Below are 24,422 nucleotides of genomic sequence, written 5' to 3' on the forward strand. Positions count from 1 at the left end.
GCTTTTTGAAAAAATATTGGCATCTGGGAGGGACCTACATGAAAAGAGTGAGTTTAGCCTGGCAGATTTTTATCGGCCTGATTCTCGGTATTGCGATCGGCGGCATTTTTCACGGAAATGACACCGTGGCCCATATTCTCCAGCCGTTTGGCGATTTCTTTTTGCGCTTGATTAAAATGATTGTGATCCCGATTGTCGTTTCAAGCCTGATTGTGGGTGTTGCCGGTGCAGGAGATATGAAGCAGGTTGGAAAGCTCGGCCTGAAAGCATTAATCTATTTTGAAATTGTCACGACCATTGCAATTGTAGTCGGGCTGCTGGCCGGAAACTTGTTCCATCCGGGTACAGGGGTGGATATGGGTTCGCTGGCAAAAACATCGATCAGCAGTTATGTGGAAACAACGAAAGAGACGCAGCACAATGGCATAGTCGATACGATCTTAAATATTGTGCCGACGAACTTGTTTGAATCCCTTTCACAAGGGAACATGCTTCCAATCATTTTCTTCTCTGTCATGTTCGGGATCGGGGTAGCAGCCATCGGGGAAAAAGGAAAACCGGTGCTCCGCTTTTTCCAGGGTGTCAGTGAAGCGATGTTTTATGTCACCAATTTGGTCATGAAAGTGGCCCCGATCGGTGTATTCGGCCTTATTGGCGTAACGGTTGCGCAATTCGGCCTCAAGTCATTGATCCCGCTGAGCAAGCTTGTTTTCACGGTTTACGGCACGATTATTTTCTTTGTGGTTGTCGTGCTTGGCCTGATTGGCTGGCTTTTCCGTGTAAATATTTTCAATCTCTTCAAGATCCTGAAAGACGAATTGATCCTTGCCTATTCCACTGCAAGCTCGGAAGCGGTGCTGCCAAGGATCATGGAAAAAATGGAAAAATTCGGTTGCCCGAAATCGATCACCACACTGGTTATTCCGACCGGGTACTCCTTCAACCTGGACGGCTCGACCTTGTACCAGTCGCTGGCGGCGCTGTTTATCGCGCAAATGTACGGGATTCATATGTCCATCGGTGCGCAAATTTCCCTGGTGCTCGTGCTGATGGTCACGTCAAAAGGCATCGCCGGTGTTCCGGGAGTTTCATTCGTCGTGCTTTTGGCGACGCTGGGAACGGTCGGCATTCCGATTGAAGGCCTGGCATTTATTGCGGGGATTGACCGTATTCTAGATATGGCAAGAACAGTCTGCAATGTCGTTGGCAATACGCTCGCAACCATTATTGTGTCAAAATGGGAAGGAAAATATGATAAAGAAAAAGGAGAAGCGTACCTTGCTGAAATCAGCGGCGGCGGGCACGATTCCAAAGATCACAAATATGTAACGGAATCTTAAGATGAGCATAAAGTTAAAGAAGGTGCGTTGCCGGAACAAGGCAGCGCGCCTTTTTTGTTTTCGAACGTTCTGCCCGTTGAAAGAACACCGGCAGTGTGCCCTTTTTACATGTGCCCGGAAAAAATTGTGCCTCTGTTTCCAAGGATTGTTACCGGCCGGGCTGCAATAATGAGCACCCCGGGGCACAAACTATTCACAGCATGTATTGATTTTTGGAGGGATAAAGATGGGCAAAAAAATGCTGATGTGGGCAGCGGTACTGTCCCTCGCTCTTTTTCCCCGGACGGAACATGCGGATGCGGCTTTTTGGTTTCAGCCGAAACGGGCCACTGTCGATTTGCGTTTGTTGGAGACATCGGATTTGCACGGCTATATGCTGAATTATGATTATGCCGCGCGCACTGAGGCGGAGACTTACGGGCTTGCCCTCACGGCTTCACTCATTGCAGCGGAGAGGAAAGCGGCAAAAAATACGATGCTGTTTGATGACGGGGACTTGCTCGAAGGGAATGAAATGGCTGCTTATGCTGCCCGGCGCCCGTTAAAAAAAGGGGAAGTTCATCCGTTTATCCGTGTGATGAACCATTTAAATTACGATGCGGCGACCGTGGGCAATCATGATTTTCATTACGGGCTTGATTTTTTGAAACAGACCATCAGCGGAGCAAAGTTTCCGTTTGTGAATGCCAATATATACTATAATTTCGAAAAAAATGATACAGATGACCAAAATTTTTTTAAACCCTATGTGATTTTGAATAAAAAAGTGGAAGACCGGCACGGGCATTCTCATCATTTGAAAATCGGGGTCATCGGGTTTGTCACGCCTTCTGTCATTGAATGGGAAAAACCGAGCCTTGGCGGCAAAGTCAAAGCAAAGGACATCCTGCATACGGCTGCCTGGTTTGTCCCGAGAATGAAGGCGGAAGGAGCCGACCTGATCATCGCGCTCGCCCATTGCGGTGTGGATCCGGCTGCAAAACAACCGTTTTATACAGGGGATGCCGTATATTTATTAAGCGAGGTAAAAGGGATTGATGCCATTCTGTTCGGGCATCAGCACAGGGTGTTCCCAAGCAAATTTTTTGCAGGCGTTCCCGGTGTCGATATCCGGAAAGGGACGATCAATGGCGTGCCTGCGGTGATGCCCGGCAAGTGGGGGAGCCATCTCGGTGTGATCAGTCTCACTTTGGAAAAAAAGGGAGAGAAGTGGGAAATGACGGAGGCGCAATCCGAGGCGAAACCGGTATATGCCACCCACAATCAGCAGGCAAAATCCATTGTCAGGCCGGATCCGGATATTGTCCGGATGACCGCCGAACTGCAAAAAAACGTACTGGGATCCAAGTTTACTTTATATAGCCGAAACTAATTTGCCCATGCCGCCATTGTTGCGGCATGGGTATTTAAGTGAAGGAAAAAGGGGGCAAATTTTAACATCACCGGGTTCCAGCCGTGGCGTTCTACAATTTGCGGCGAAAATTATAACGGGCGTGCAGGCTCCGTTTGCCGGGAAACGGGGCGCTGTCATACGGTGTACGTTTCTTTTCCTTTTTGTAAAATTTCTTCGTTCGTATCTTTATATCTCAGCATGACATTGACATACAGGGTGTCGATGAGGCTAAGCTGTACGATCCGCGCGGAAAAGGAAGAAAAGCGGAAATCTGCTTCTTGTGAAACTGTAAATAAAGGGACATCGGCTTTCTGGCTTAGCGGCGATTTTGCAAATTGCGTGATCGCGATCGTTTTCGCCCCGGTTTTCTGAACGGCCTGGAGCAACTTCAGCATCTCTTTGTCCGCGCCCGCGTGAGAAATGAAAACCGCCACATCTTCTTTGGTGCATCTTGCCGCACTCAACAGCTGCAGATGGGGGTCCGTATAAGCCGTGACAGCCAAATCCGTCTGCAAAAATTTTTCGAGGGCGTCAAGGGCAATAACGGACGCACTTCCGCAGCCGTAAAACACAATATGCTTCGCACGGCAAATCCATTCAACGGCCTCATGCAAATGTTTTTGGTTCAATGTATGGATCGTATCCTGCAAGGTTTGGATATTGGATTCAAACACTTTTATGGCAACTGCTTTTTCATTGTCGGTATCTTTCACTGCTTCGTCCATATTTTTCCCGGGGCGGGCGGCTTCCGCAGCGAGCGCAATCTTCAACGCCTGAAATCCGCTGAAACCGATGCGCTTGCAAAACCGGAATACCGTCGCATCGGCAACAAGCAACTGATCCGCCACCTGGTTGATCGTGCTGTGGACCAAACGCTGCGGGTTCTCAAGGATGTAGTCTGCAATTTTCCGTTCTTTTGCGCTAAATTCGCTGTACATCGTTTGAATTCTATGAAGACACGGGAATGAATGCAATTGTGTGCCCATCTTCAAACACCTTTCTTGTTGTGTCGTACCTTCTGTTTTTATTTTAGTATAAAATCTTCCTTTTTTGAAACCGCTGCCATAAAAGGAATGGGTCAAGTTTTCTTCGCTCTTGCCAGCAAACGGGGCAACCGGCGATACTTTTGCTGCCGCTGAAAAATCAATCCAGTTGCATCTCCCCGCACCAGGCCCGGGTTTTCTCATCATATTTTTAGGGAAAACGGACGGTGCAATCGTGTATAATAAAAATGATGCATCACGATGGGCTGATTTGCAGGCATCTTTTGAAATGGCAGGCGGCAAGCCCGCAACATTTCAAAAAAGGAGGCGTAAAAAGAATGCTAAAAAGATTGGGCTTGATTTGGTTCATCGCTATGATTGCGCTTGGATTCAGCATGAACGGGGTGGCAAAAGCATCTGGCGATAATAGTACAGTGATCGATGAAAAATACGGGAAACCGATCGTTGTAACCGGTGCGGCGCTTTCTGCCTCGCAAAAGGCAGAGGTGGAAAAGGAACTTGGCGTGGACGATGCAAACAATGTGGAAGAGATTACCGTAACCGGCGATGATCTTGTCCATTACATTCCTGACGGCAACCGCAATTCGAATATGTACTCATCCGCAAAAATTACAAGAACGGATTCCGGCGGTGTCCAGGTGAATATTGTCACACCGGAGAATATTACAGAAGTGACAGCGGATATGTATAAAAATGCGCTGCTCACTGCCGGGATTAAAAATGCGGAAGTGGAAGTGGCTTCTCCGCTCAAAGTAACCGGCCATTCAGCGCTTGTCGGTATTTATAAAGCTTACGACGATTCAAGTAAATCCGGGGATAAACTTGATTCAGACCGGACGGAAGTGGCCAGCCAGGAACTGAGTGTCGCAACGGATCTGGCGAAAAAGGAAGGGTTAAGCAATGACAAAGTGACCCAACTTCTTACGGAAATTAAGCAGGAAATTGCGGACCAGCATCCGGCCACAAAAGAAGATATTGAAAAAATCGTCGATGATAAATTAAAAGATTTAAACATCAATTTGAGCGATTCCGACCGCCAGCTGCTGTATGATTTATTTGACCAGATGCGCAAGCTTAACATCAATTTTGACTCGGTCAAAAGCGAGTTGAGTTCCTTGTCGGACAAACTGAGCGATAAGATCAATAAAGCAGCCGGAGACAAAGATTTTTGGCAAAGCGTAAAAGACTTTTTCCAAAACATCTTTGACGCGATCCGGGGATTATTCCAATAATGGCAAAGAAGGCAGTGCGCCCCTAATTTCCGGCGTTGCTGCCTTCTTTTTGTTGAACATTTTTATCTGTGCTCTGGCTGGGAGCAGTCTTTGCAGGGGTGCCATTCTTTTCCGTCTCCTGGCCGGAAGCAGGTTTTGTGCCAGTGTTGTCCGATTCTGTTCCCTCAGCATTCTTTGTTTTTGTATCATCCGCGTTTTCTGGTTTTTTATTTTTATTTTTATTTTGATCCGTAACCTTGCCATCCGTTTTCGCATCGTGCTGTTTTTCTGTATCCTGTGTTTCTGTTTTCGCTTTATCCTGCGTGCCAGCCTTTGCTTTATCAGCCGTAACAGGCTTGCCGTTTTTTTCTTCCTTGTTTTGATCAGAAGTCCCGCCCTTAAGCAGTTGTGTCAGCTGATCGGCCTGTTTTCGCAACGTTTCTTCATCGGAACCGGAAGTGTCAATATTGGCTGCGCCGGTTTCCATCGAAAGGTCAAGGCCCGGCAGATCCGCATTGTCGGCAAGCTGTTGATGGGCAACAAGGCGGACGTTTTTCATGCCGATTTGTCCGGCTTTTTCCGGGACGTAAATGCTGCCAAAGTCCACCTTTGTAGCATCGTCCTTCATATTTTTCAATTGGATCGGGCCGGGTGCATTCATATGGATCGTCACCGGTCCCTCGGGCGTTTGCAGCACTTTTGTGATTTTCAGTCCGTAAATGGTAACATCCGCATACTGCAGGCGGAGCATGACCTGATTTTGTTTTATTGCTGTATCGCCTGCTGTAATCTCGGGCGGAAGCATCACGCCTTCCACGCGGTCTGCTTCAATGATGAAGCCGTCTGTTGCGGGGGATTCAGCCACTGAAATGTTTGTGAAAAAGCAAAAATTAAATGCAATAAATGCGGCTGTCAATAGGAAAGATTTTGTTTTCTTCACTTGCCTCACCATTTCTGTGTATAGTCTTTATCTTTCTTCTGCACTCCCTGCGGCAATTTCTTCCATCGTCCCAACACTAGCCGGCACTTCCTCCTGCCTGATTACCCGCCATGAAACAGATAAAGACCCGCCGATGATACCGAGCAGGGTTCCAATGAAAAATCCGCCCATCGCCCCCATGATGGAAAGGACAGACAGGAAAATGGCCAAAATGCCGAACACCATATTAAACTTCGGGAAAAAATAACCCATTCCGCCGATCAGAAAAATCAAGCCGCCGAAAATAAGGCCGATCGACACCATGCTACCGGGCGCGGCTGCAATTTCAAGAAGTTGGACCGGCACATATAAAATGATCATCCCGGAGAGCAACGTAAACGTTGCCCCCCAGAATGGCCGGCTTCTTCTCCAGTTTCTAAAATTCATGCGAAACATATGGAACTTGCCCATTATGATCACTCCTTGAGGAAAAGCCTATTTTTTGACAAACTGCACTTTGAGGTTCGGCAGATTTGCGACTTTTTGGAAAAGATAATGTGTATCCAGGCTGCCGTCTTTGATCGTTAAAGTATCTGCCCCTTGCGTAAATGCCTTTGAAGCAGCTTGAGGGTCATCGGCAGTGACATAATTTTCTGAAATATTCATATTGGTGAAGACTGCATCCCCCTGTACAAGCGCAGCTTTTTGAATTACCCCGTCAAGGTGTACAGGTGTGCTTCCGTCGCCTGCCGTAATTCTTACCTGGTAATCGCCGAGAACTGGAATCTTAACATCTTTTTTAATAACCAAGTCTTGAATCGTCACTTTATCAATTTCATTGACAAAGACTGGCTTGACATGGTCCTGCCCTTTGGAAGGGTCCCCATATAAACTCCCGTATAATTTAAACCCGGTACCTTGCATTTCCTTGAATGAAACATTGAATTTGCCGATGCCGCCGACAGTTGCTGCAACGGCAACCCCGTTAATGCCGAGTACCGCTAAAAGTCCCCCCAGAAAAATAAGGCCTGAAAGCAGAGCGGTAAAAAACCATTTTTTTGAAGTTCTCCCTTGTAAGACTAATGCCCCTTCGTTCATGTAACAATCCTCCCCTTTAATACTTGATCATTTAAAAAAGATGGCATGAAAAATGTTTTGGTGGGAAAAGTTCCTCCTCTCCGAATGGTATCGCTTACATTTTTCTTTATTTTATTCATTTTAGACAAAAAAATATATTCCTATTATTGTAGGGAATTCAACGGCTTATGGCCTACAAATATCGTATCGGAAAACCGGTTTGATTTTTAACGCGAAAACCCGGCCCGATTATGATAATATTATAGGAAAAAACACTGGCAAGGGGGTTTAGACGAAGGAGGGAGAAAGGTGTCGCTGTCATTAAATGCGCATATGAACATGGTCATGAAACACGGGGTAGATCTTTTGCGGTCGCACCAGCAGCAAATTATTGCGGAATGCACGGAAATTTTGCAGTATTTGAGAGAAACACATAAAGGCAGCGCGGATGCTTTTGAATTCGCTTTCAATTGTTTTGTCGCCTTTTTCCGTTCCGGCCAGCAATCGGTTGAAACGCTGATTGACGATATCCGGTCGCAATGGGTGAAGGAATTCCGCCGCCCGCCGGAACCGCATGTTCTCATTTTTATTTTAACCCTAATTGAAAACTCTGTTCATAAAGCCATAAAAGAAAGCACGACCCGGTCTTTTCACTTGCATCCTTCCGTCCAGTACCTGTTTTCAAAAATTTGTGAAGAAATGCTGCTCATTTCCAAACAGGAAACTTTTCATATGGATTCATTTTGTGAGCAGCTTACCAAATCCGAACAGCTCCGGATTGAGTGGATTGCAAGGGTCAGCCATGTGGACGGGGGATACCGGCTGAAGAAAGTGATCGGGATGGAGGAGAACGCGATTGACAACGGGCTTTTTGAACGGGTGGATCCTTCATGGTTCTGGCTGTCGGAAGCGCTGCTGAAGCGGACGCCGCGGCGGAAACCGGATGAAAGGCGGGATGTGTTTCCGGTGCCGTGGAAAAATGAGACGTTGATTTTTTGTATGAGCGACCAGGATGTTTCGGCCACCATCCCGTTTTTGACATATGCGATGCATTTGTTGCAGATGGAGGAGGAACGGAACGGAAAAGTATATGCGGGCGACCAGTGGAAAGACGCAGTCATTTTGTTTAACGAATGGATTATGCGCTCCCAGGATTTAAATGAAGCGATCCAAAACATCGCTTTCGGTTACGCACAATATTTGCCGTTCGAGCGCTGTGCCCTGTTCCGTTATTCGCAAAGCGATGCGGCGGGATTCGGCCTGTTCGGCTACCATTTTAACAATACGGCAATTCGGAATATAAAGGAGACGATCGACCGTTTTCCGTCCATTTCTAAAATATTGCTAGGAAAGGGGCAGCAGGTGAATATGGTACAGCATTTCCAGCCGCTGTATATCCCAAAAGCTTCAGAAGAGTTTCCGATGCAGTATGTGAAGGAGTTTGAGCTGGAATCGGTCGTGGTCGCCCCGATTTATGTGCCGTCAGAAGGGGTGTTAATTGGCGGTGCCATTTTGGACCAGGGGCCTGGAAAGTTTTTTGAAGTGGACAGCAGCACATTTACAGCGCTGTTGAAGTTCGGCCAGAGCGCAGGTGAACTGCTGGCCAAGTTTTTAAAAGCGAACCAGTGGGACGAAAAGCAGCCGGAACTTGTCCAGTTGTCCGCCCGGGAAATCCATATTCTGCAGCTCTTGGCGGACGGGGCCTCGACGACGGAAGCAGCGGAAATGCTGCATTTGAGCGAGTATACGGTCCGGGATTATGTCTCAAGCCTGATGAAACGCCTTCACGCCAGAAACCGGACGGAAGCCGCCGTAAAAGCAATGCGGCTCGGACTGATTCATTGAATTTTGTTCATTTTCCTCCGCTCCGCACTTTTTTAAGGGAAAAGTAATGATGCACTCATTTTGCACGAAAAAAATGCAAAACGCCCGCAACCCCTTATTATTAAAGGCTTGCGGGCGCTTCTTTTAGCGGCCCCGAGAGGACTCGAACCTCCGACGCACGGTTTAGGAAACCGACGCTCTATCCACTGAGCTACGGAGCCGTAACTTTATAATATCCGTTCTAGTCACCTTAAATATTATAGTGAATCTGCCGTTTTGTGTCAATACCCCTGCTTTTTAGCAAAACACATGGTTCTTCCCGCAATTCAATTGCCAAAACGCTAAAAGAAGCAAGTACATAAACTTTTCCGTAAAACGATTGCGGAGAAATCCAGGCGGAATCCAGGCGGACAATCCTGTCACACATGAAACATGCTTTACATACGATATTGTAAAGATAGGTTCAATTGTGCGAGGCAACAGGCCAGGTTCTTCATTTTCCATGCGATAATCCGACCCCTTGTCATTTGCATCTGTCCCACTTAGCTTTGCCAGGTTATTGGGGAATTTTCCCTGCTGCCGGCAAAACGGATGGTTTCCATTTGTGCAAAAAAACAGGGCGGGAAAGTAACCGTTTCTCTTTAAAAAAGATATGTAGAAATTGAGCATGGTTGAAAAGGGGTGAAGCATTTGTTTAAACTGTTTCTTGATCCGGGGCATGGCGGAAAAGACCCAGGTGCTGTGGGAAACGGGATGGAGGAAAAAGACATCACTTTGGCGATTGCCAAACAGATTCACGACATTCTAACAAACCATTACCGAAATGTTTCAGTGAAAATGTCGCGGACGACGGACAAATTTGTGTCATTGAAAGAACGGACGGATGCCGCCAACAGCTGGGGCGCCACTTTTTTTCTTTCCATTCATATCAATTCAGGAAATGGAACGGGTTTTGAGAGCTATATTTATCCCGAAGCCGGCATCACGACAGAAACCTACCAGAAAACCATCCACCAGGAAGTGCTGAAGCTGAATGATTTAAAAGACAGGGGCAGAAAAAAGGCCGATTTTCATGTGCTCAGGGAATCAATCATGCCTGCGCTCCTTACTGAAAACGGCTTTATTGACACGGCAAGTGATGCGAAAAAAATGAAGCAAAGCAGCTGGATTGAGGATGTGGCGCAGGGGCATGTCAACGGGCTGGCAAAAGCTTTCGGGCTCAAAAAAAAAAAGCGGTGAAACGTATCACAAAGTCGTTAAGGGGGATACCGTATACGCTTTAAGCAAAGCATACGGCTCAACCATCAAAGAAATTAAAAAATGGAATAATCTGGATGATGATTATACCATCCGTGTGGGGGAAAGATTACGGGTAAAGTAGCCGTACAAGCGGCCTTTACCCGTTTTTTTCATCTGAAGCCCCATTCATCCTCCGCCGTAAAAGCCATATGGTGGTCACCGGATCACCGGTGCCTGAATCTGCAAATGGCCGGTTATTCTGTTCATAGGCTTTGCCGCTGGTCAAGTCCGGGGCTCGGGTTATTGGGAAGAGCGGCAACGGGTTTGTGCTTTTAATCGCCCTCCGCCATCCTGTCTGCCGCCATAAAACCCCAAACGCATTACCGGTGCCTGAATCTGCAAATGGCCAGTTATACCGCTCGTAGGCTTCACTGCTGATTGACACCTGGTCCCGTGCTTGCGGTGGAGCTGTTTCATAATAATTTTCCTACACGCTATTATCCGATCTCCATTCTTAAAATTCCCTTAAATTTTTGCTCAAAAAAAGACGGCACACAGGCCGACATAAAAAGAGGGGGTAAAACAGTGGGTATTTGTCCAGCATGCTTCCTGCTCTGCTGTCCTCGCTACATGATTGATTGTAAACCGGTGACCCTAAAAAACAATGAAAGCAACATCATCATTTCATGAAGTTTCGGTTAAAAAAAGAGGAAAACCCCGTACGCCCGGATTAAACCGGTTTTAATTTTCGTAGCCGTTTACGATCAGATCAAGCTTCCCGGTTTCCGGGTCAATGACAAGCCCGTGGACCGGCACTTTTTTGTCCATCAGCGGGTGGTTTTTAATGATGCCGACACTCTTTTTCACGCTGCTTTCGACCTTTTCGAAACCGCTCAGCCATTCGTCGAGGTCAATCCCCGCATGAACGAGTGTTTCAATCGCATTTTCTTCAACTCCGCGTTTTTTCATATTTTCAAGGACGGTTTCGCCTTTTAATCCGGTCATGCCGCAGTCATAGTGGCCGATCACAAACACTTCATCCGCCTTCAGCTGATAGATGGCGACAAGCAGGCTCCGCATCGTGCTGTCGAACGGGCTCGTTAAAATGGCGCCTGCATTTTTTACGATTTTCGCGTCTCCGTTTTGAATATTCATTGCTTTATGTAACAATTCAATGATCCTCGTGTCCATACATGTGAAAATCACCATCCGTTTGTCGGGGAATTTGGAAGTCAGGTAAGGCTCATACGCTTTTTTCTCCACAAATTCCTGGTTAAATGCAAGTACTTCATCTAACAATGTCATCACATCTCACTCCTTTAAGCATATTTTAAAATACAATGACAGGAAATAAAAGTATACATGTTAAAAATGGGAATAAATCCTTCACATTTTTTTTGCGAAAAAACAAGGGGCGTGTTACATTTAATTCAGAGTTATTTTATGGGAAATGGGGGATTTGATTGGGAAGGGAGTTTGACGCGCTGTTCGATGAATGGTCTCGCTCCTATGATCAAACCGTTACCGGACATGATGCCGAATACGAAGAAGTATTCTATCAATACGATAAAATTTTGGATGCCGTCAGAGACCGGGCAACTGGTTTTGTTGTTGAATTCGGCCTGGGAACAGGCAATTTGACGGGCAAGCTTTTGGCAAAAGGGCTGAAGATAATCGGGATAGAACCTTCTGCCAATATGAGAAAAATCGCTCAAAAAAAGCATCCGGATGTTAAAATAATAGACGGGGATTTTTTGAATTTTCATGTGCAGGAAAAGGCGGATACATTTGCCAGCACTTATGCGTTCCACCATTTGACAAACGAAGAAAAAAGGGCCGCCATTTCCCTTTTCCGTACCCGGTTAAAGGCGGGCGGCAAAATCGTGTTCGCCGATACGGTTTTTGAGACGGAAGAAGCAAAACAGGAGATGATCAGGGAAGCCAAAGCGAGAGGATTCTGCCGGCTTGCGGAAGATCTTGAAACGGAATATTACACCACCATTCCCGTTTTATCTTCCATCTTTGAGGAAAATGGTTTTGATGTCTCTTTCCGGAAGATGAACCGGTTTGTGTGGCTAATGGATGCAAAAATGAAAGGAGCATGATCATCATGACAGAGATGAAAAAAATGAACGTAGAAAGCTTTAATTTGGACCATACAAAAGTCAAAGCGCCATATGTCCGCCTTGCAGGAATAAAAGAAGGGATTCACGGCGATGTCATCCGCAAATACGATATCCGTTTCTGCCAGCCGAACAAGGAACATATGGATATGCCGGGGCTCCACTCGCTCGAGCATATGATGGCGGAATTCGCCCGCAATTACACGGATAAAATTGTCGACATCAGCCCAATGGGTTGCCAGACCGGTTTTTATTTTTCCGTTATCAATTTGGATGATGATAACGAGGTGCTTGGCATCATTGAAAAAACATTAAGCGATGTATTGAATGCCACGGAAGTGCCGGCCTGCAATGAAACGCAGTGCGGCTGGGCGGCAAGCCATTCTTTGGAAGGCGCAAAGGAAATTGCCCGGAGAATGCTGGCAAAACGTGATGAGTGGACACAAGTATTTGCCTGATAACAGGAGACGAGCGAAATGAAGGTTGCGAAAAGCGTGCACGAACTGATCGGCAACACGCCATTGGTTGAATTAACCGCATTTGATCTGCCAAAAGGCGTGCGCCTGTTTGCAAAGCTGGAATATTTTAACCCGGGCGGCAGCGTGAAAGACCGGCTCGGCGCTTATTTAATAGAGCGCGCGTTTCAGGAAGGCAGGCTGAAACGCGGCGGGACGATCATAGAACCGACGGCCGGCAACACGGGCATCGGGCTTGCGCTTGCTGCGATCCGTTACGGCGTGCATGCTGTTTTTGTTGTGCCGGAAAAATTCAGCGTGGAGAAACAGACGCTGATGCGGGCGCTCGGGGCTGAAGTTGTGAACACGCCGACCGCGCTTGGCATGGCTGGCGCGATTGCGGAAGCAAAAAAACTAACCGCTGAAACACCAAATGCGTATTTCCCGGGACAGTTTGAAAACCCGTCCAATCCGGAAACGTATTATAAGACGCTTGGGCCTGAAATTTGGGAAGCACTTGATGGGCATATCGATGTTTTTGTCGCAGGCGCCGGTTCCGGGGGAACGTTTATGGGGACAGCCCGCTATTTAAAAGAGAAAAATCCGGCCTTGAAGGCGGCCATAGTGGAACCAGAAGGCTCGATTTTAAACGGGGGCGAGCCGCGCAGCCACCGTACGGAAGGGATCGGCATGGAATTTTTGCCGCCTTTTATGGACCGCACATTTTTTGATGCCATCCATACGATTCCGGACGATGCGGCTTTTAAACGGCTTGCGGAAGCGGCCCGGCTTGAAGGCCTTTTGATCGGCAGTTCCTCAGGTGCTGCGCTGGAGGCGAGCCTGCGCGAAGCAAAGCAGGCAAAACCGGGCACGCATATTGTCACCATTTTTCCGGACAGCAGCGAACGGTATCTCAGCCGCAGCATTTATTCTTGATGAGAAGGAGTTTGTGTCATGCGTAAAAAAACAAAATTCATTCATGCAGGCATCAGCCGCGATCCATTTACAGGCGCAGTTTCAGTGCCCGTCCATCATGCGAGCACATTCAAGCAGGACGGCGTCGGCCATTTTAAATACGAATACGCACGCACCGGCAATCCGACGCGTGAAGCGTTAGAAAAACTGATTACAGATATCGAAGAAGGCACACACGGTTTTGCATTTGCATCCGGGATGGCCGCAATTACAGCGGTGATCCAGCTGTTTTCAGCCGGCGACCATATTTTGGCAACCGATGATGTATACGGCGGGACTTTCCGCGTTTTAACAAAAGTGATGAACCGTTTCCATATCGACGTGACTTTTGTGGACACGAGCGATCTGGATGCGGTCCGTGCCTCGATCCGCCCGAATACAAAAGCCATCTACGTGGAGACGCCGACGAACCCGCTGCTGAAAATAACAGACTTGCGGGCCATTGCCGGTGTGGCCCGTGAAAACGGCCTGACATTTATCGTGGACAACACATTCAGCACCCCGTATTGGCAAAATCCGCTCACTTTAGGGGCGGATATCGTCGTGCACAGCGCGACGAAGTATCTCGGCGGGCACAGCGATGTGGTCGCAGGCCTTGTTGCCGTGCGGAACGAGGCGCTTGCAGAAGACTTGCATTTTATCCAAAACTCAACCGGCGGCATTCTCGGGCCGCAGGACAGCTGGCTGTTGATCCGCGGCATTAAAACACTCGGCATACGCATGGAAGAAATTGAATCCAACACAAAGCAAATTGTTGATTTTCTTGCCGCACATCCTGCCGTTGAAAAGGTATACTATCCGGGGCTTGCCCATCATCCCGGGCATAAAGTGCACAGTTCCCAGGCCGGTGGATTCGGCGGCATGGCCTCTTTTACAGTGGCATCCCAGGAAAAAGCCCTTGAAATATTGAAAAAAACGCGTTACTTTACTTTGGCAGAAAGCCTCGGCGCGGTGGAAAGCCTGATCTCGCTCCCGCCGCTTATGACGCATGCATCCATTCCGCGTGAACGCCGTCTCGAACTTGGCATCGAAGACGGGCTTATCCGCATCTCAGTCGGCATTGAAGACGTCGAAGATTTGTTGGAAGATCTGGAAAACGCGCTAAGGTAAAAAGTCAGCCTGCTCTCATGGGGGAGCAGGCTTTTTGTAACGGTATCAATGGCGGATGCCGCTCTGTTTCCTGTCGCCTGGTCTGGAATGTTCACCATACTTTTGCCCGCTGTAAAACATCACCATCGTGCGAATCCGCAGCGGCAGCTCCACAGTTTAAAAAAATTTCCTCTTTCACGAAACTTAAAGCATTTTTAAACGTAATGATTAGTAAGCAATTATGTCCGGCGTCATCTGAAAGAAAATCCCAATCAAGGAAAGGGTGGAATGTTTATGGAAGTGTTCGGCGTGCCGATAGAGACGGCGTATTTGGCTTTGCTGATTATGGCGGGATGCCTGACGGTGCTTTACCTGTTGTTCAATGACTTGCTCGGCGGAATTGCAGACGCCATCCATTTTATCCATCCAGCCCTGATTTTGGCATTTTTTACTTTTTTCTCGGCAGGCGGGTATATTTTGGAAAAGGTGACACCGCTTTCCCACCTGCTGATCATGGCCATTTCTGCCGTGATCGCGGTGATTCTTGATATCCTGCTCAATGTGTTTGTGCTTGTCCCGCTGTCTTCGGCTGAGGAATCGCTTGCTTATACGGAAGAATCCCTGGAAGGAAGGGTCGGGAAAACGATTCTTTCGATTCCGAAAGCCGGTTTTGGTGAAGTGGTGATTGACAGCAAAACAGGAACGATCTCCAAGCCGGCAGCCAGCATACAGGATGAGGAAATTAAAGAAGGGACGCAGGTGTTGGTGATTGAAGTGAAAAATGGCGTGTTATATGTTGTGCCCTATGAGAATTATCGTTTGAAAATTGAAAATTTTAGACAATTATAAGGAGGGAGCCGCATGTTTGCAAGCGGAATTTGGATTGTTATCGGGGTTGTTGTGTTTTTGGTGATTGCCCTTATCGGCGTTTTTATTACAAAATATCGTACAGCAGGGCCGGATGAAGCATTGATTGTAACAGGGAGTTTTCTTGGCGGTAGAAATGTCCATGTCGACGAAGCCGGAAATAAAATTAAAATTATTCGTGGCGGCGGTACATTTGTGTTTCCGGTATTCCAGCAGGCAAAACCGCTCAGCTTATTATCGAGCAAGCTGGAAGTGACCACCCCGGAAGTCTACACCGAACAAGGCGTCCCGGTGATGGCAGATGGAATTGCCATTATTAAAATCGGCGGGTCGATCGGCGAAATTGCGACAGCGGCCGAACAATTTCTCGGGAAATCAAAAGAAGACCGCGAAAATGAAGCGCGGGAAGTTTTGGAAGGCCATTTGCGCTCGATTCTCGGTTCAATGACGGTTGAAGAAATTTATAAAAACCGTGACAAGTTTTCACAGGAAGTCCAGCGCGTTGCCTCGCAGGATCTGGCAAAAATGGGGCTTATTATCGTGTCGTTTACGATTAAAGAAGTGAAGGATAAAAACGGCTACCTTGATGCGCTCGGGAAACCGCGAATTGCACAGGTCAAACGCGATGCGGATATTGCCACGGCAGAAGCCGAAAAAGAAACGAGAATCCGGAAAGCGGAAGCATTAAAAGAAGCAAAACGTGCAGAACTGGAACGGGCAACGGAAATTGCGGAAGCCGAGAAGTTCAACCAGTTGAAAATTGCCGAGTTCCGCCGCGAACAGGATATCGCAAGGGCAAAAGCCGACCAGGCATACGATTTGGAAACGGCCCGGTCGAAACAGGAAGTCACCGCACAGGAAATGGAAATCAAGATCATCGAGCGGCAAAAACAAATCGAGCTCGAAGAAAAAGAAATTTTGCGGCGTGAACGGCAATACGACTCCGAAGTCAAGAAAAAAGCGGATGCAGACCGTTATTCGGTTGAGCAGGCCGCCGTTGCAGAAAAAACGAAACAAATGGCAGAAGCCGACGCCCACAAATACCGGGTGGAAGCGATGGCGAAAGCGGAAGGGGAACGCGTCCGCATTGATGGTACGGCTAAAGCTGATGCCCAGCGCGCCCAAGGGGAATCGGAAGCCGAAGTCATCCGTCTCAAAGGGCTGGCCGAAGCGGAAACAAAACGAAAAATTGCGGAAGCATACGAACAGTTCGGCCAGGCGGCTGTGCTCGATATGATTTTGAAAGTGCTGCCTGAATATGCGAAACAAGTAGCGGCCCCGCTTTCCAATATTGACCAAATCACCGTTGTCGATACCGGAAGCGGCGCAAACGGCGGTGCAAATAAGATCACCGGCTATGCAACCGATTTGATGTCGACCTTACAGGAAACTTTGAAAGCGTCAAGCGGCATTGATGTCCGGGAAATGCTGGAAGGCCTTTCCGGGATCAAACTGCAACAAACAGCTGAACCGGAACCGGCAGCTTTGGAACAAAGCACAAAAGGGTGAAAAAACGGCGTGTTTCTGCCAAATTAAAAGGCAAAAGCACGCCGTTTCTTTAGAAAAACAAATGTGTCCGGTTATTTTCCGGCCCCCGCAGTCATTTTATGGATGAACTGGAGGGAGCGGCCTGCGCCGACTACGACGGATTGCAGCGGGTTTGGCGCGAGATGGACAGGCACGGAAATTTCATTGCTCAGCCATTCCTGCATGCCTTGAAGGAGGGCGCCTCCCCCTGTTAAAACAATCCCGCGGTCCACAATATCGCCGCTTAACTCTGCCGGGCAGTCTTCCAGTGTAGCCCGGACCGTTTCCAAAATTTGGAGCAGGGAATCGCGGAGCGAAGCCTGAATTTCCAACGAACTTAAGGTGATGGTTCGCGGCAGCCCTGTCACGAGATCGCGCCCGCGGACATCCAGCGTTTGTTCCGGATGGTCGACAAGGGCATGCCCGATTTCCATTTTAATTTTTTCCGCTGTCCGCTCGCCGATCAGCAGATTATACGTTTTTCTGACATGCTGCATAATATCATCGTCCATTTTATCGCCGCCGATGCGGATCGTGTTATACGTCACGACGCCGCCGAAGGAAATAATGGCGACTTCCGTAGTGCCGCCGCCGATATCGACAATCACGTTGGCGATCGGCTCGTCCACGGGAAGATCGGCACCAATAGCGGCAGCAACCGGTTCTTCAATCAAATGGACGGTTTTTGCCCCACTGTTTTTGACGACATCTTCAATGGCCCGCCGTTCAACCGATGTTGCGCCTGATGGGACGCATACTACGACGTTCGGTTTGCGGATCGAGATGCCGCTTTGCTGATTGATTTTTTTCATAATTTGTTTCAGCATTTCTGTTGTCATATCGAAATCAGCGATTACCCCGCCTTTTAAAGGGCGGATGACAGTAATTTTTTCAGGTGTTTTTCCGATCATCGCTTTGGCTTCCTGCCCGAAAGCGAGCACCTGCCTTGTCGAATGGTCAATCGCCACAACGGACGGCTCGTCTAAAATAACGCCTTCTTTTTTCGAATATACTAAAACATTTGCAGTTCCTAGATCGATCCCAATTTCATTCCCTGAAAACATGCATGTCACCTAACCTTCATCGTCTTTTCGCTCGGATTAACAGTAGTCTCTCCCATTTAGTATAGCTTTTTTTGTTCGTTCTGAAAGGTTACATTTTCTTCCATTCTCTTATGTTACAAAAATATGATCGCGGCAAGTCCATAAAATATGCGAAAAACAGCTTCAGCCGGCACCCCAAATTTAATCTTTTTGTAATTTTATTCACAATGGAGGACAGGAAAAAATTCCTTTTTGTTTCAAAAGGAATTTTTTCTAAACAAGAATCACAGCGGCATTTTTGACAAATAGCGCGCCAATTCTTCACTTTGTTGTTTCCGCAGCACCCGCTGTTCGGCGCGCTGGATGGCCGTTTGGTTTAACCATCGTTCCTCATCGGTTTCCGGGATGATTTCCGGCACCGGTGTAGGTTTTCCATCCTCATCCAGTGCGACAAAGGTCAAAAAAGAAATGGCGGCAATTTTTGTCTCTTCTGTTTTCAAATCTTCCGCACTGACCTTTACAAATACTTCCATCGATGTCCGCCCTGTCCGGCTGACCATGGCTTCTACTGTAACGACGTTTCCGACGCGGATCGGTGCGATAAAATCAACGGAGTCGGTCGAAGCCGTGACAACGGTGCATCTTGCCAATTTGGCCGCGGCGATCGATGCAGTATCATCAATATACGCCATCAGTTTTCCTCCGAACAGTGTGCCAAGATGGTTTGTGTCCGGCGGAAAAACATAACTGGTCCTTACTGTGCGGGTTTCCCGCATGTATTTCTTCGGTCTGTCTTCCAAAAGTCTCACTCCAATATGTCGGCGCTGTCAAACGCGATTCAAATTTCCTTTTATCATATAAAAATTATAGCAAAATCAGTCGGCATATACGAACGAAAAAAGGCTTTCATCCGGAATTTTTTCAAAAGAAAAATCAGGCCCGGCACCTCAACCTGATTTTTGCATGCTCATTTCTTTTTTTTCTCGTCTTCCACATAAGGATCTTTTTCGTTTCGGGGCAGATCCCCGAACGGCGTCATCGTACGGGTTTCATCCAATTCTTCTTCGTATTCTTTGTATTCCTCATTTGGATAGATTTCCACGTTTTTCCCGTTGATGTCATTGCCGGAAAAGTTTTCGAAATCTTCCACATAGCCGTCATGGTCATCCGATTCCGTATACATATCATTGTAACTGTCCGGCGGGGTTTCAAAATCGGAAGGGGACTCGGATGTGCCCCATTTTGCGACAGCCTGCCAGGCGTCTTCCGCGTCAAAAGCGACCGATTCATCTTTGCCTCCATCAAAAACGAATTTTCCCCACGGTGGATTCAGCACGTCTTCTTCAACCGGGCGGTGTCTTGGAATGGTCCGGTCCGGGGTGTGCTCTTTGCAGTACAGCGTGGACGGAAGGGTTTCAAGCCGCTCAAGCGGGATCTCTTTGCCGCATTCTTTGCATCTTCCGTAAGTGCCGTCCTCAATGGCTTTGAGGGCCGCTTTGATTTTTTCGACTTCATATTCAGCATGGTCATTTAAGGCAATATCTTTTTCCCGCTCAAACAGTTCAGTACCGGTATCGGCGGGATGATTATCGTAACTGGACAGTTCCCCGACAGAATCGTAAGGAGGTGCCGTTCCCGTTTGGAAATGGCCGTTTTCCCCGAATTCCTCTTCAAATTCTTTCAGCTGCGCGGTTAAAATGGAACGGAAATGCGCCAGTTGTTCTTTTGTCAGCATATTCACCACTTCTTTCTAAAAAAAAGATGGGTTCAATCGTTTTAGAGTCTATTTACCACCGGGAAAAAGCCCGCAAACTTTTCTAAAATTAGTATGGATCAAAACACTGCTGTTCATGAAAAAAAGTCTGCCCGTTTAAACAGACAGACTTTTTTAGCCTATTGTGCATCGATCATGCCCGTTTTCAAGCAGACAGGCGTTTCTTTTCATACTGTCGGAACATCAGCACATACATCCCCGCGCTCATTACCGCAAGCACGGCCAGGATGGAAAACGTCCATTTATAGCCGATCCAACCGGCAAGCGGGATGGAAACAGGGGCAATCGTGCGCCCGATTGTATTGCGCAAGCTTGCGGCGGCAAAATATTGCGCGCGCATTTCAGGCGGGGAAAGCTTCGAAACAAAGTCCTGCTGGATTCCGGTCACAATCAGTTCGCCAAGCGAGAACAAAAGAATCGAGAAAATAAAGCCGATGCTTGAAATCCAGACGCCGAACAAATAAATCGAAACGGCATACAGGAGGGAGGAGAGGACAAACACATTCCGCTCCCGGTACCTCGTCACCCATTTCGTCGCCGCTACTGAAAAAAGCGCGACAATCAGCCCGTTTTCGGATAAAATAAAACCGTACAGCTGCTCGCCGGTAAAGTGGAGCAGATGGAGCAAATCTGCTTCAGGAATGGCCTGCTTCGTAAATACCGGCAAAATTAAATCAAGCTGCATATATGTTTGGGAAATCAGGATTCCGGCAAAAATAAACAACATAAATATTTTATCTTTAACAATCACCTGGTAGCTCTTGGCCTGTTCCATCAGCGTACTGTACCATTTTTTACGGACGCGCTGCTGCCCGCCTGCCCAAACCGGTGCTGTTTCGCGCGTATATTTGACGAGCAGTGCGCCAAGCAGAAAACAGGAAAGAGCGGCAAAAACAAGCAGTTCAAAACGGTAATCCGCAAAAAATATCCCGCCGATTGCCGGGCCGATGACGACGGAAATGTTCATAGATGTATAAAAAACGGCAAACACATGGCTCCGGTTTTTCTCATCCACAACATCGGCAATCATTGCCTGGCTTGCCGGATAATAAAAAGAACCGAAAACGCCGGCAGCCGTAAAGCAAATAAAAGCTGTCACGGCGGAATGGAACCATGGCGAATTGGCAAATCCGAAAATGAAAAAAGACACGCCCTGCCCGATTGAGGCCACGACCATCATTTTCTTTCTGCCAAAGCGGTCGGCGTAGTATCCTCCGAGCAAATTGGCAATGATGGAAAAAACTTGTGAGGCAATCAGCAGGACACCCGCAAGCTCGGCCCCAAACGCCTCGGTGAAATAAATGGTCAGAAAGGGGAAAAACATCCAAAAGGTGATATTCATCAAGGATTCCCCAAGCAGGCGGACTTTTAAATTTTGATCCCAGTCACGTATTCTCATAAAAATTTCCTCATCTGTCCAGAATTGGTATCAACCCTATGATACCAGAAAAAGCGGGGAAAACAATGAAGAAAGTTACAGGACCGGGCAAGGCATTGAAAGGGGGATTGCCAGATGTACCGGATAAAACGAATTTATGAAGAGCCCGGCGGGGACGGCAAACGTGTGCTGGTCGACCGCCTCTGGCCGCGCGGCATATCAAAAGAAAAAGCGGCACTCGATGCCTGGATGAAGACAGTTGCGCCGACGGGTTCCCTCAGGAAAAAATTTAACCATAATCCGGCTTTTTTTGCTGAATTTGCCGCGCTTTATAAGGAAGAGCTGGACCGACTGGAAGACAGAACGGAACTGGACCGGCTGATCGAATGGGGAAAGGCTGGAACGGTTACATTGCTCTACGCGGCAAAAGACGAAAAGCACAACCAGGCGGTGGTGTTAAAAGAATATCTCGAAGAACGGTCATAATCGAAAGGCGCCGCATACGCTGCGGCGCCTGTTATTACGGGTTGTGCATGCGGTTTTTAAACCTTCGTGCGGAAATGTTTGCTCGTCGTCATAGTTGCTGTCTTTATGCTGCTTTTCACCGGCCATCTGGTCTTTCGGAAAACGGCCCGGGTGGCCTTTTCTTTTGTGGCCAAACATTTCTCCGCGTCCCATCCTTGTTCCCCCTTCCTGCCTATAGCGTCCCTTAAACAGAAGGAAATATGTACCCGCATGCGGTATAATGGTAAAAAAGCGAAAGGGGTGCCGACCTTGGATTTCATGAGAATGACGGAAGAGAAAATCCGGAGAGCGTATGAAGAAGGGCAATTTGAAAATCTGCCGGGATACGGAAAGCCGCTCCCGAAAGACCCGCTTTCCGGCGTGCCGGAAGATTTGCGGATGGCTTACCGGATTTTGCAGAACGCCGGTTTTTCCCCGGAAGAAGCCAATTTAAAGAAAGAACTGCTTTCCATTGAAGATTTAATCAAGCAGTCCGAAAATGAAATGGAAAAAGAAGGATTGCAAAAGAAACTGAGCGAGAAGCTGCTGGCGTACAACCAAATGCTTTCCAAAAAACGGATCAAAACAAACAGCGCCATGTTTAAAAATTACCAGGATAAAATTGAAAAAAGGCTGTTTGATTAAGGGACGCCGCGAACAGAACCGGAAGTGGGGCCGGTTTCTGCGCAAGAAGCGGGAAGCCCGTTTAAAAAGCAGGTTTGGTGGCGTTCTGGAGCGTTACAGTGCGCCGTTAATTTGTAATTGCTTACTAAATCCAGGGGAACGGAAACCGGCTGCCCCTTTCACCGGGCGTTTAAAAACCGCATCATATTTTCCCGCTTTTTTACTACAAATTGCCGCCATCCATCCGATATAATGAAAGAAGACATTATGATATTCAGGTGAAAAAAATGGATAAATCATCAATTATCGGCGTAATTCTGGGTGTTGCGGCAATTGGTACCGGGATGGTGTTAAAAGGGGTAAGCCCGGCTGTCCTCGTTAACCCGGCTGCCCTTTTAATTATACTGGCGGGAACGGCTGCGACCGTCATTATCGGTTTCCCAATGAGTGAATTGAAAAAAATTCCCAAACTGTTGAAGATTATATTTACGGAACAACAACTGATGAGCACGGAAGAAATGATCCGCTTTTTTTCCGACTGGGCCCAGACTGCCCGGAGAGAAGGGCTGCTGGCACTTGAAGCAAGGCTGGACGAGGTCGATGACGCTTTTTTGAAAAACGGCCTGAGCCTTGCGATTGACGGGCAGAGTGCCGAATATATCCGCGATGTGCTGAGCGAAGAGATCGAGGCAATGGAAGAAAGGCATCAGATGGGGGCTGCCATTTTTTCCCAGGCGGGCACATATGCCCCGACACTCGGGGTGCTCGGTGCCGTATTGGGGCTGATCGCCGCTCTCGGAAATATGTCGGATACAGAAGTGCTCGGGCATGCCATTTCTGCCGCATTCGTGGCCACATTGCTCGGGATTTTTACCGGCTACGTATTGTGGCATCCGTTTGCCAATAAATTAAAACGGAAGTCCAAAAACGAAGCAAAAAACAAGGAAATTATGCTGGAAGGGATTCTCTCCATCCTGGCAGGCGAATCCCCGCGCGTGATCGAACAGAAACTGGCGTCTTATTTGCCGAATGAAGAACGGATCAAACTGATGGAAGAGATTACAGAAGGCAGCGTGGCAACAAATGAGTAAAAAGCGGAAGAAAAGACAAGAAGAAGAGGGAAACAGCGAGGCATGGCTCCTGCCTTATTCCGACCTTTTAACATTGCTCCTTGCCCTGTTTATCGTCCTGTTCGCAATGAGTTCCATCGACGCCCAGAAATTCCAAAAATTTTCTAAAGTCTTAAACGGCGTGTTTGTCGGCGGGACGAGCTTTTTCGATTATACGAAGCAGACATCCGGGGATGATAACGGCACATCCGACACAGAAAAATTTCTCGAGCAAAAGAAAAATGATGCACAAAAAAACGGGGACAGCACAACGAATGGTTCAAAAAGCAACAGCACAACAGATACATCAAATGGGCAAGGGGATGCCCAATTAAAAGAAACCCAGCAAAGAATCAACACGTACATAGCGCACAATAAATTGGAAGGAAAGTTTAAAACGTCTTTGACAGGCGAAGGGCTTTTGATTACGATCCGCGACAATGTCCTGTTTGATTCGGGAAAAGCGGAGGTCCGGAAAGAAGATATCAAAACTGCCAAAGCCCTTTCCAATTTGCTCGTGATGGACCCGCCAAGAAACATTATCGTCAGCGGCCATACGGACAATGTGCCGATCCATAACTCTGTTTTCCAATCAAACTGGGACTTAAGCGTGATGCGCGCAACCAATTTTCTAAAGATCATTTTAGAAAATAAAAATTTAAATCCCAAATATTTTTCGGCAAAAGGATATGGGGAATACCATCCGATTGCATCGAATGATACGCAAGGCGGCCGGGCAAAAAACCGGCGGGTGGAAGTGCTCATTCTCCCGAAAAATGAGAAAGGAAACGGCCGGTAAAACCGGAAAAAAAGCGTCCCGGATCCGTATTTTCCAATCGTTCGATGATCCCGTGAAGCGTATGTGTAAAATTTTACTCGAAGGGGCAAATGAGTGGAAAAAAATGGGAAGACACTCTATCATCTAAATGTACACCTTGAATGAACAT

At 47.6% G+C, this 24,422-nt stretch carries 24 protein-coding genes, 1 tRNA gene and 1 pseudogene; 15 read left to right on the forward strand and 11 right to left on the reverse strand.

What is annotated here, in order from left to right:
* The first annotated feature begins 38 nt into the window (after positions 1 to 38).
* Together IC21_RS12595 and IC21_RS12600 are read left to right on the forward strand one after the other, a co-directional pair.
* A complete protein-coding gene (locus IC21_RS12595) occupies positions 39 to 1,340 on the forward strand; it encodes a cation:dicarboxylate symporter family transporter (protein ID WP_017553891.1) in 1,302 nt (433 codons plus the stop codon).
* A gap of 226 nt (positions 1,341 to 1,566) precedes the next feature.
* Positions 1,567 to 2,712 carry a metallophosphoesterase gene (locus IC21_RS12600; RefSeq protein WP_029142360.1) on the forward strand — a complete coding sequence of 382 codons (1,146 nt, stop codon included), beginning with the start codon at positions 1,567 to 1,569 and terminating at the stop codon, positions 2,710 to 2,712.
* A gap of 155 nt (positions 2,713 to 2,867) precedes the next feature.
* Here the strand turns inward: IC21_RS12600 and IC21_RS12605 are convergent, their stop codons facing one another.
* Positions 2,868 to 3,719: a MurR/RpiR family transcriptional regulator gene (locus tag IC21_RS12605; RefSeq protein ID WP_029142361.1), complete on the reverse strand. Its 852-nt coding sequence runs from the start codon at positions 3,717 to 3,719 to the stop codon at positions 2,868 to 2,870.
* Between the two features lie 335 nt (positions 3,720 to 4,054).
* Between IC21_RS12605 and IC21_RS12610 the strand changes: the two genes are divergently transcribed.
* Positions 4,055 to 4,969: a DUF1002 domain-containing protein gene (locus IC21_RS12610; protein ID WP_026104825.1), complete on the forward strand. Its 915-nt coding sequence runs from the start codon at positions 4,055 to 4,057 to the stop codon at positions 4,967 to 4,969.
* A gap of 22 nt (positions 4,970 to 4,991) precedes the next feature.
* On the opposite strand, the gene IC21_RS12615 is transcribed toward IC21_RS12610, so the two are convergent.
* The 3 genes from IC21_RS12615 to IC21_RS12625 are packed head-to-tail and all read right to left on the reverse strand — an operon-like array spanning position 4,992 to position 6,965.
* Entirely contained in the window at positions 4,992 to 5,888 is an 897-nt protein-coding gene (locus tag IC21_RS12615) for a hypothetical protein (protein WP_234969553.1), read from the reverse strand.
* Positions 5,889 to 5,915: 27 nt separating this feature from the next.
* Complete coding sequence (locus IC21_RS12620; protein ID WP_029142363.1) at positions 5,916 to 6,338, reverse strand: DUF6114 domain-containing protein; 423 nt, start codon at positions 6,336 to 6,338, stop codon at positions 5,916 to 5,918.
* 24 nt (positions 6,339 to 6,362) lie between these two features.
* Positions 6,363 to 6,965 (reverse strand): DUF6230 family protein, encoded by a 603-nt coding sequence (locus tag IC21_RS12625; RefSeq protein ID WP_029142364.1) that lies wholly within the window; start codon positions 6,963 to 6,965, stop codon positions 6,363 to 6,365.
* Positions 6,966 to 7,253: 288 nt separating this feature from the next.
* On the opposite strand from IC21_RS12625, the gene IC21_RS12630 reads away from it, so the two are divergent.
* Positions 7,254 to 8,789 (forward strand): response regulator transcription factor, encoded by a 1,536-nt coding sequence (locus IC21_RS12630; protein ID WP_029142365.1) that lies wholly within the window; start codon positions 7,254 to 7,256, stop codon positions 8,787 to 8,789.
* Positions 8,790 to 8,916: 127 nt separating this feature from the next.
* Here the strand turns inward: IC21_RS12630 and IC21_RS12635 are convergent.
* Positions 8,917 to 8,989 (reverse strand) — tRNA-Arg (locus tag IC21_RS12635).
* A gap of 469 nt (positions 8,990 to 9,458) precedes the next feature.
* Here IC21_RS12635 and IC21_RS12640 point away from each other — a divergent pair.
* Positions 9,459 to 10,149, forward strand: a pseudogene (locus tag IC21_RS12640) (N-acetylmuramoyl-L-alanine amidase family protein).
* A gap of 599 nt (positions 10,150 to 10,748) precedes the next feature.
* Here IC21_RS12640 and IC21_RS12650 read toward each other — a convergent pair.
* A complete protein-coding gene (locus IC21_RS12650; protein ID WP_013860378.1) occupies positions 10,749 to 11,312 on the reverse strand; it encodes a beta-class carbonic anhydrase in 564 nt (187 codons plus the stop codon).
* A gap of 158 nt (positions 11,313 to 11,470) precedes the next feature.
* Here IC21_RS12650 and IC21_RS12655 point away from each other — a divergent pair, with 158 nt between their 5' ends.
* From IC21_RS12655 to floT, 6 genes are all read left to right on the forward strand, one after another.
* Positions 11,471 to 12,112 (forward strand): class I SAM-dependent DNA methyltransferase, encoded by a 642-nt coding sequence (locus tag IC21_RS12655; RefSeq protein ID WP_029142367.1) that lies wholly within the window; start codon positions 11,471 to 11,473, stop codon positions 12,110 to 12,112.
* A 5-nt stretch (positions 12,113 to 12,117) separates the two neighbouring features.
* Complete coding sequence (locus IC21_RS12660; RefSeq protein ID WP_029142368.1) at positions 12,118 to 12,588, forward strand: S-ribosylhomocysteine lyase; 471 nt, start codon at positions 12,118 to 12,120, stop codon at positions 12,586 to 12,588.
* An 18-nt stretch (positions 12,589 to 12,606) separates the two neighbouring features.
* Positions 12,607 to 13,521, forward strand: a complete 915-nt coding sequence (locus IC21_RS12665; protein ID WP_017553465.1) for a PLP-dependent cysteine synthase family protein — start codon at positions 12,607 to 12,609, stop codon at positions 13,519 to 13,521.
* Between the two features lie 18 nt (positions 13,522 to 13,539).
* Entirely contained in the window at positions 13,540 to 14,670 is a 1,131-nt protein-coding gene (locus IC21_RS12670) for a bifunctional cystathionine gamma-lyase/homocysteine desulfhydrase (protein WP_029142369.1), read from the forward strand.
* A 273-nt stretch (positions 14,671 to 14,943) separates the two neighbouring features.
* Positions 14,944 to 15,498 (forward strand): NfeD family membrane protein, encoded by a 555-nt coding sequence (locus IC21_RS12675; RefSeq protein WP_029142370.1) that lies wholly within the window; start codon positions 14,944 to 14,946, stop codon positions 15,496 to 15,498.
* 12 nt (positions 15,499 to 15,510) lie between these two features.
* Entirely contained in the window at positions 15,511 to 17,025 is a 1,515-nt protein-coding gene (gene floT, locus IC21_RS12680; RefSeq protein ID WP_029142371.1) for a flotillin lipid rafts scaffold protein FloT, read from the forward strand.
* A 71-nt stretch (positions 17,026 to 17,096) separates the two neighbouring features.
* On the opposite strand, the gene mreBH is transcribed toward floT, so the two are convergent.
* The 4 genes from mreBH to IC21_RS12700 all read right to left on the reverse strand — a co-directional run bounded on the left by mreBH (position 17,097) and on the right by IC21_RS12700 (position 21,259).
* Entirely contained in the window at positions 17,097 to 18,107 is a 1,011-nt protein-coding gene (mreBH, locus tag IC21_RS12685) for a rod-share determining protein MreBH (protein WP_013860371.1), read from the reverse strand.
* Positions 18,108 to 18,370: 263 nt separating this feature from the next.
* Positions 18,371 to 18,886 carry an acyl-CoA thioesterase gene (locus tag IC21_RS12690; RefSeq protein WP_014097227.1) on the reverse strand — a complete coding sequence of 172 codons (516 nt, stop codon included), beginning with the start codon at positions 18,884 to 18,886 and terminating at the stop codon, positions 18,371 to 18,373.
* A 167-nt stretch (positions 18,887 to 19,053) separates the two neighbouring features.
* Positions 19,054 to 19,821, reverse strand: coding sequence for a TraR/DksA C4-type zinc finger protein (locus IC21_RS12695; RefSeq protein WP_029142372.1), 768 nt, complete (start codon positions 19,819 to 19,821; stop codon positions 19,054 to 19,056).
* Between the two features lie 184 nt (positions 19,822 to 20,005).
* Positions 20,006 to 21,259, reverse strand: a complete 1,254-nt coding sequence (locus tag IC21_RS12700) for an MDR family MFS transporter (RefSeq protein ID WP_029142373.1) — start codon at positions 21,257 to 21,259, stop codon at positions 20,006 to 20,008.
* Between the two features lie 114 nt (positions 21,260 to 21,373).
* Here IC21_RS12700 and IC21_RS12705 point away from each other — a divergent pair, with 114 nt between their 5' ends.
* A complete protein-coding gene (locus tag IC21_RS12705; RefSeq protein ID WP_017551467.1) occupies positions 21,374 to 21,724 on the forward strand; it encodes a DUF488 domain-containing protein in 351 nt (116 codons plus the stop codon).
* Here IC21_RS12705 and IC21_RS16920 read toward each other — a convergent pair.
* Positions 21,719 to 21,916: a hypothetical protein gene (locus tag IC21_RS16920; RefSeq protein WP_162130225.1), complete on the reverse strand. Its 198-nt coding sequence runs from the start codon at positions 21,914 to 21,916 to the stop codon at positions 21,719 to 21,721. The two genes, IC21_RS12705 and IC21_RS16920, sit on opposite strands and share 6 nt — an antisense overlap.
* Positions 21,917 to 22,012: 96 nt before the next feature.
* Between IC21_RS16920 and IC21_RS12710 the strand changes: the two genes are divergently transcribed.
* From IC21_RS12710 to motB, 3 genes are all read left to right on the forward strand, one after another.
* Positions 22,013 to 22,387 carry a DnaJ family domain-containing protein gene (locus tag IC21_RS12710; RefSeq protein WP_019721470.1) on the forward strand — a complete coding sequence of 125 codons (375 nt, stop codon included), beginning with the start codon at positions 22,013 to 22,015 and terminating at the stop codon, positions 22,385 to 22,387.
* Between the two features lie 266 nt (positions 22,388 to 22,653).
* Positions 22,654 to 23,457, forward strand: coding sequence for a flagellar motor stator protein MotA (gene motA, locus IC21_RS12715; protein ID WP_013860362.1), 804 nt, complete (start codon positions 22,654 to 22,656; stop codon positions 23,455 to 23,457).
* A complete protein-coding gene (gene motB / locus IC21_RS12720) occupies positions 23,450 to 24,274 on the forward strand; it encodes a flagellar motor protein MotB (RefSeq protein ID WP_029142374.1) in 825 nt (274 codons plus the stop codon). The genes motA and motB overlap by 8 nt, the downstream gene beginning before the upstream one ends.
* Positions 24,275 to 24,422 lie beyond the last annotated feature (148 nt).

Source organism: Heyndrickxia coagulans DSM 1 = ATCC 7050 (genome assembly GCF_000290615.1).
In the GTDB taxonomy this organism is placed as follows: Bacteria; Bacillota; Bacilli; order Bacillales; family Bacillaceae_C; genus Weizmannia; species Weizmannia coagulans.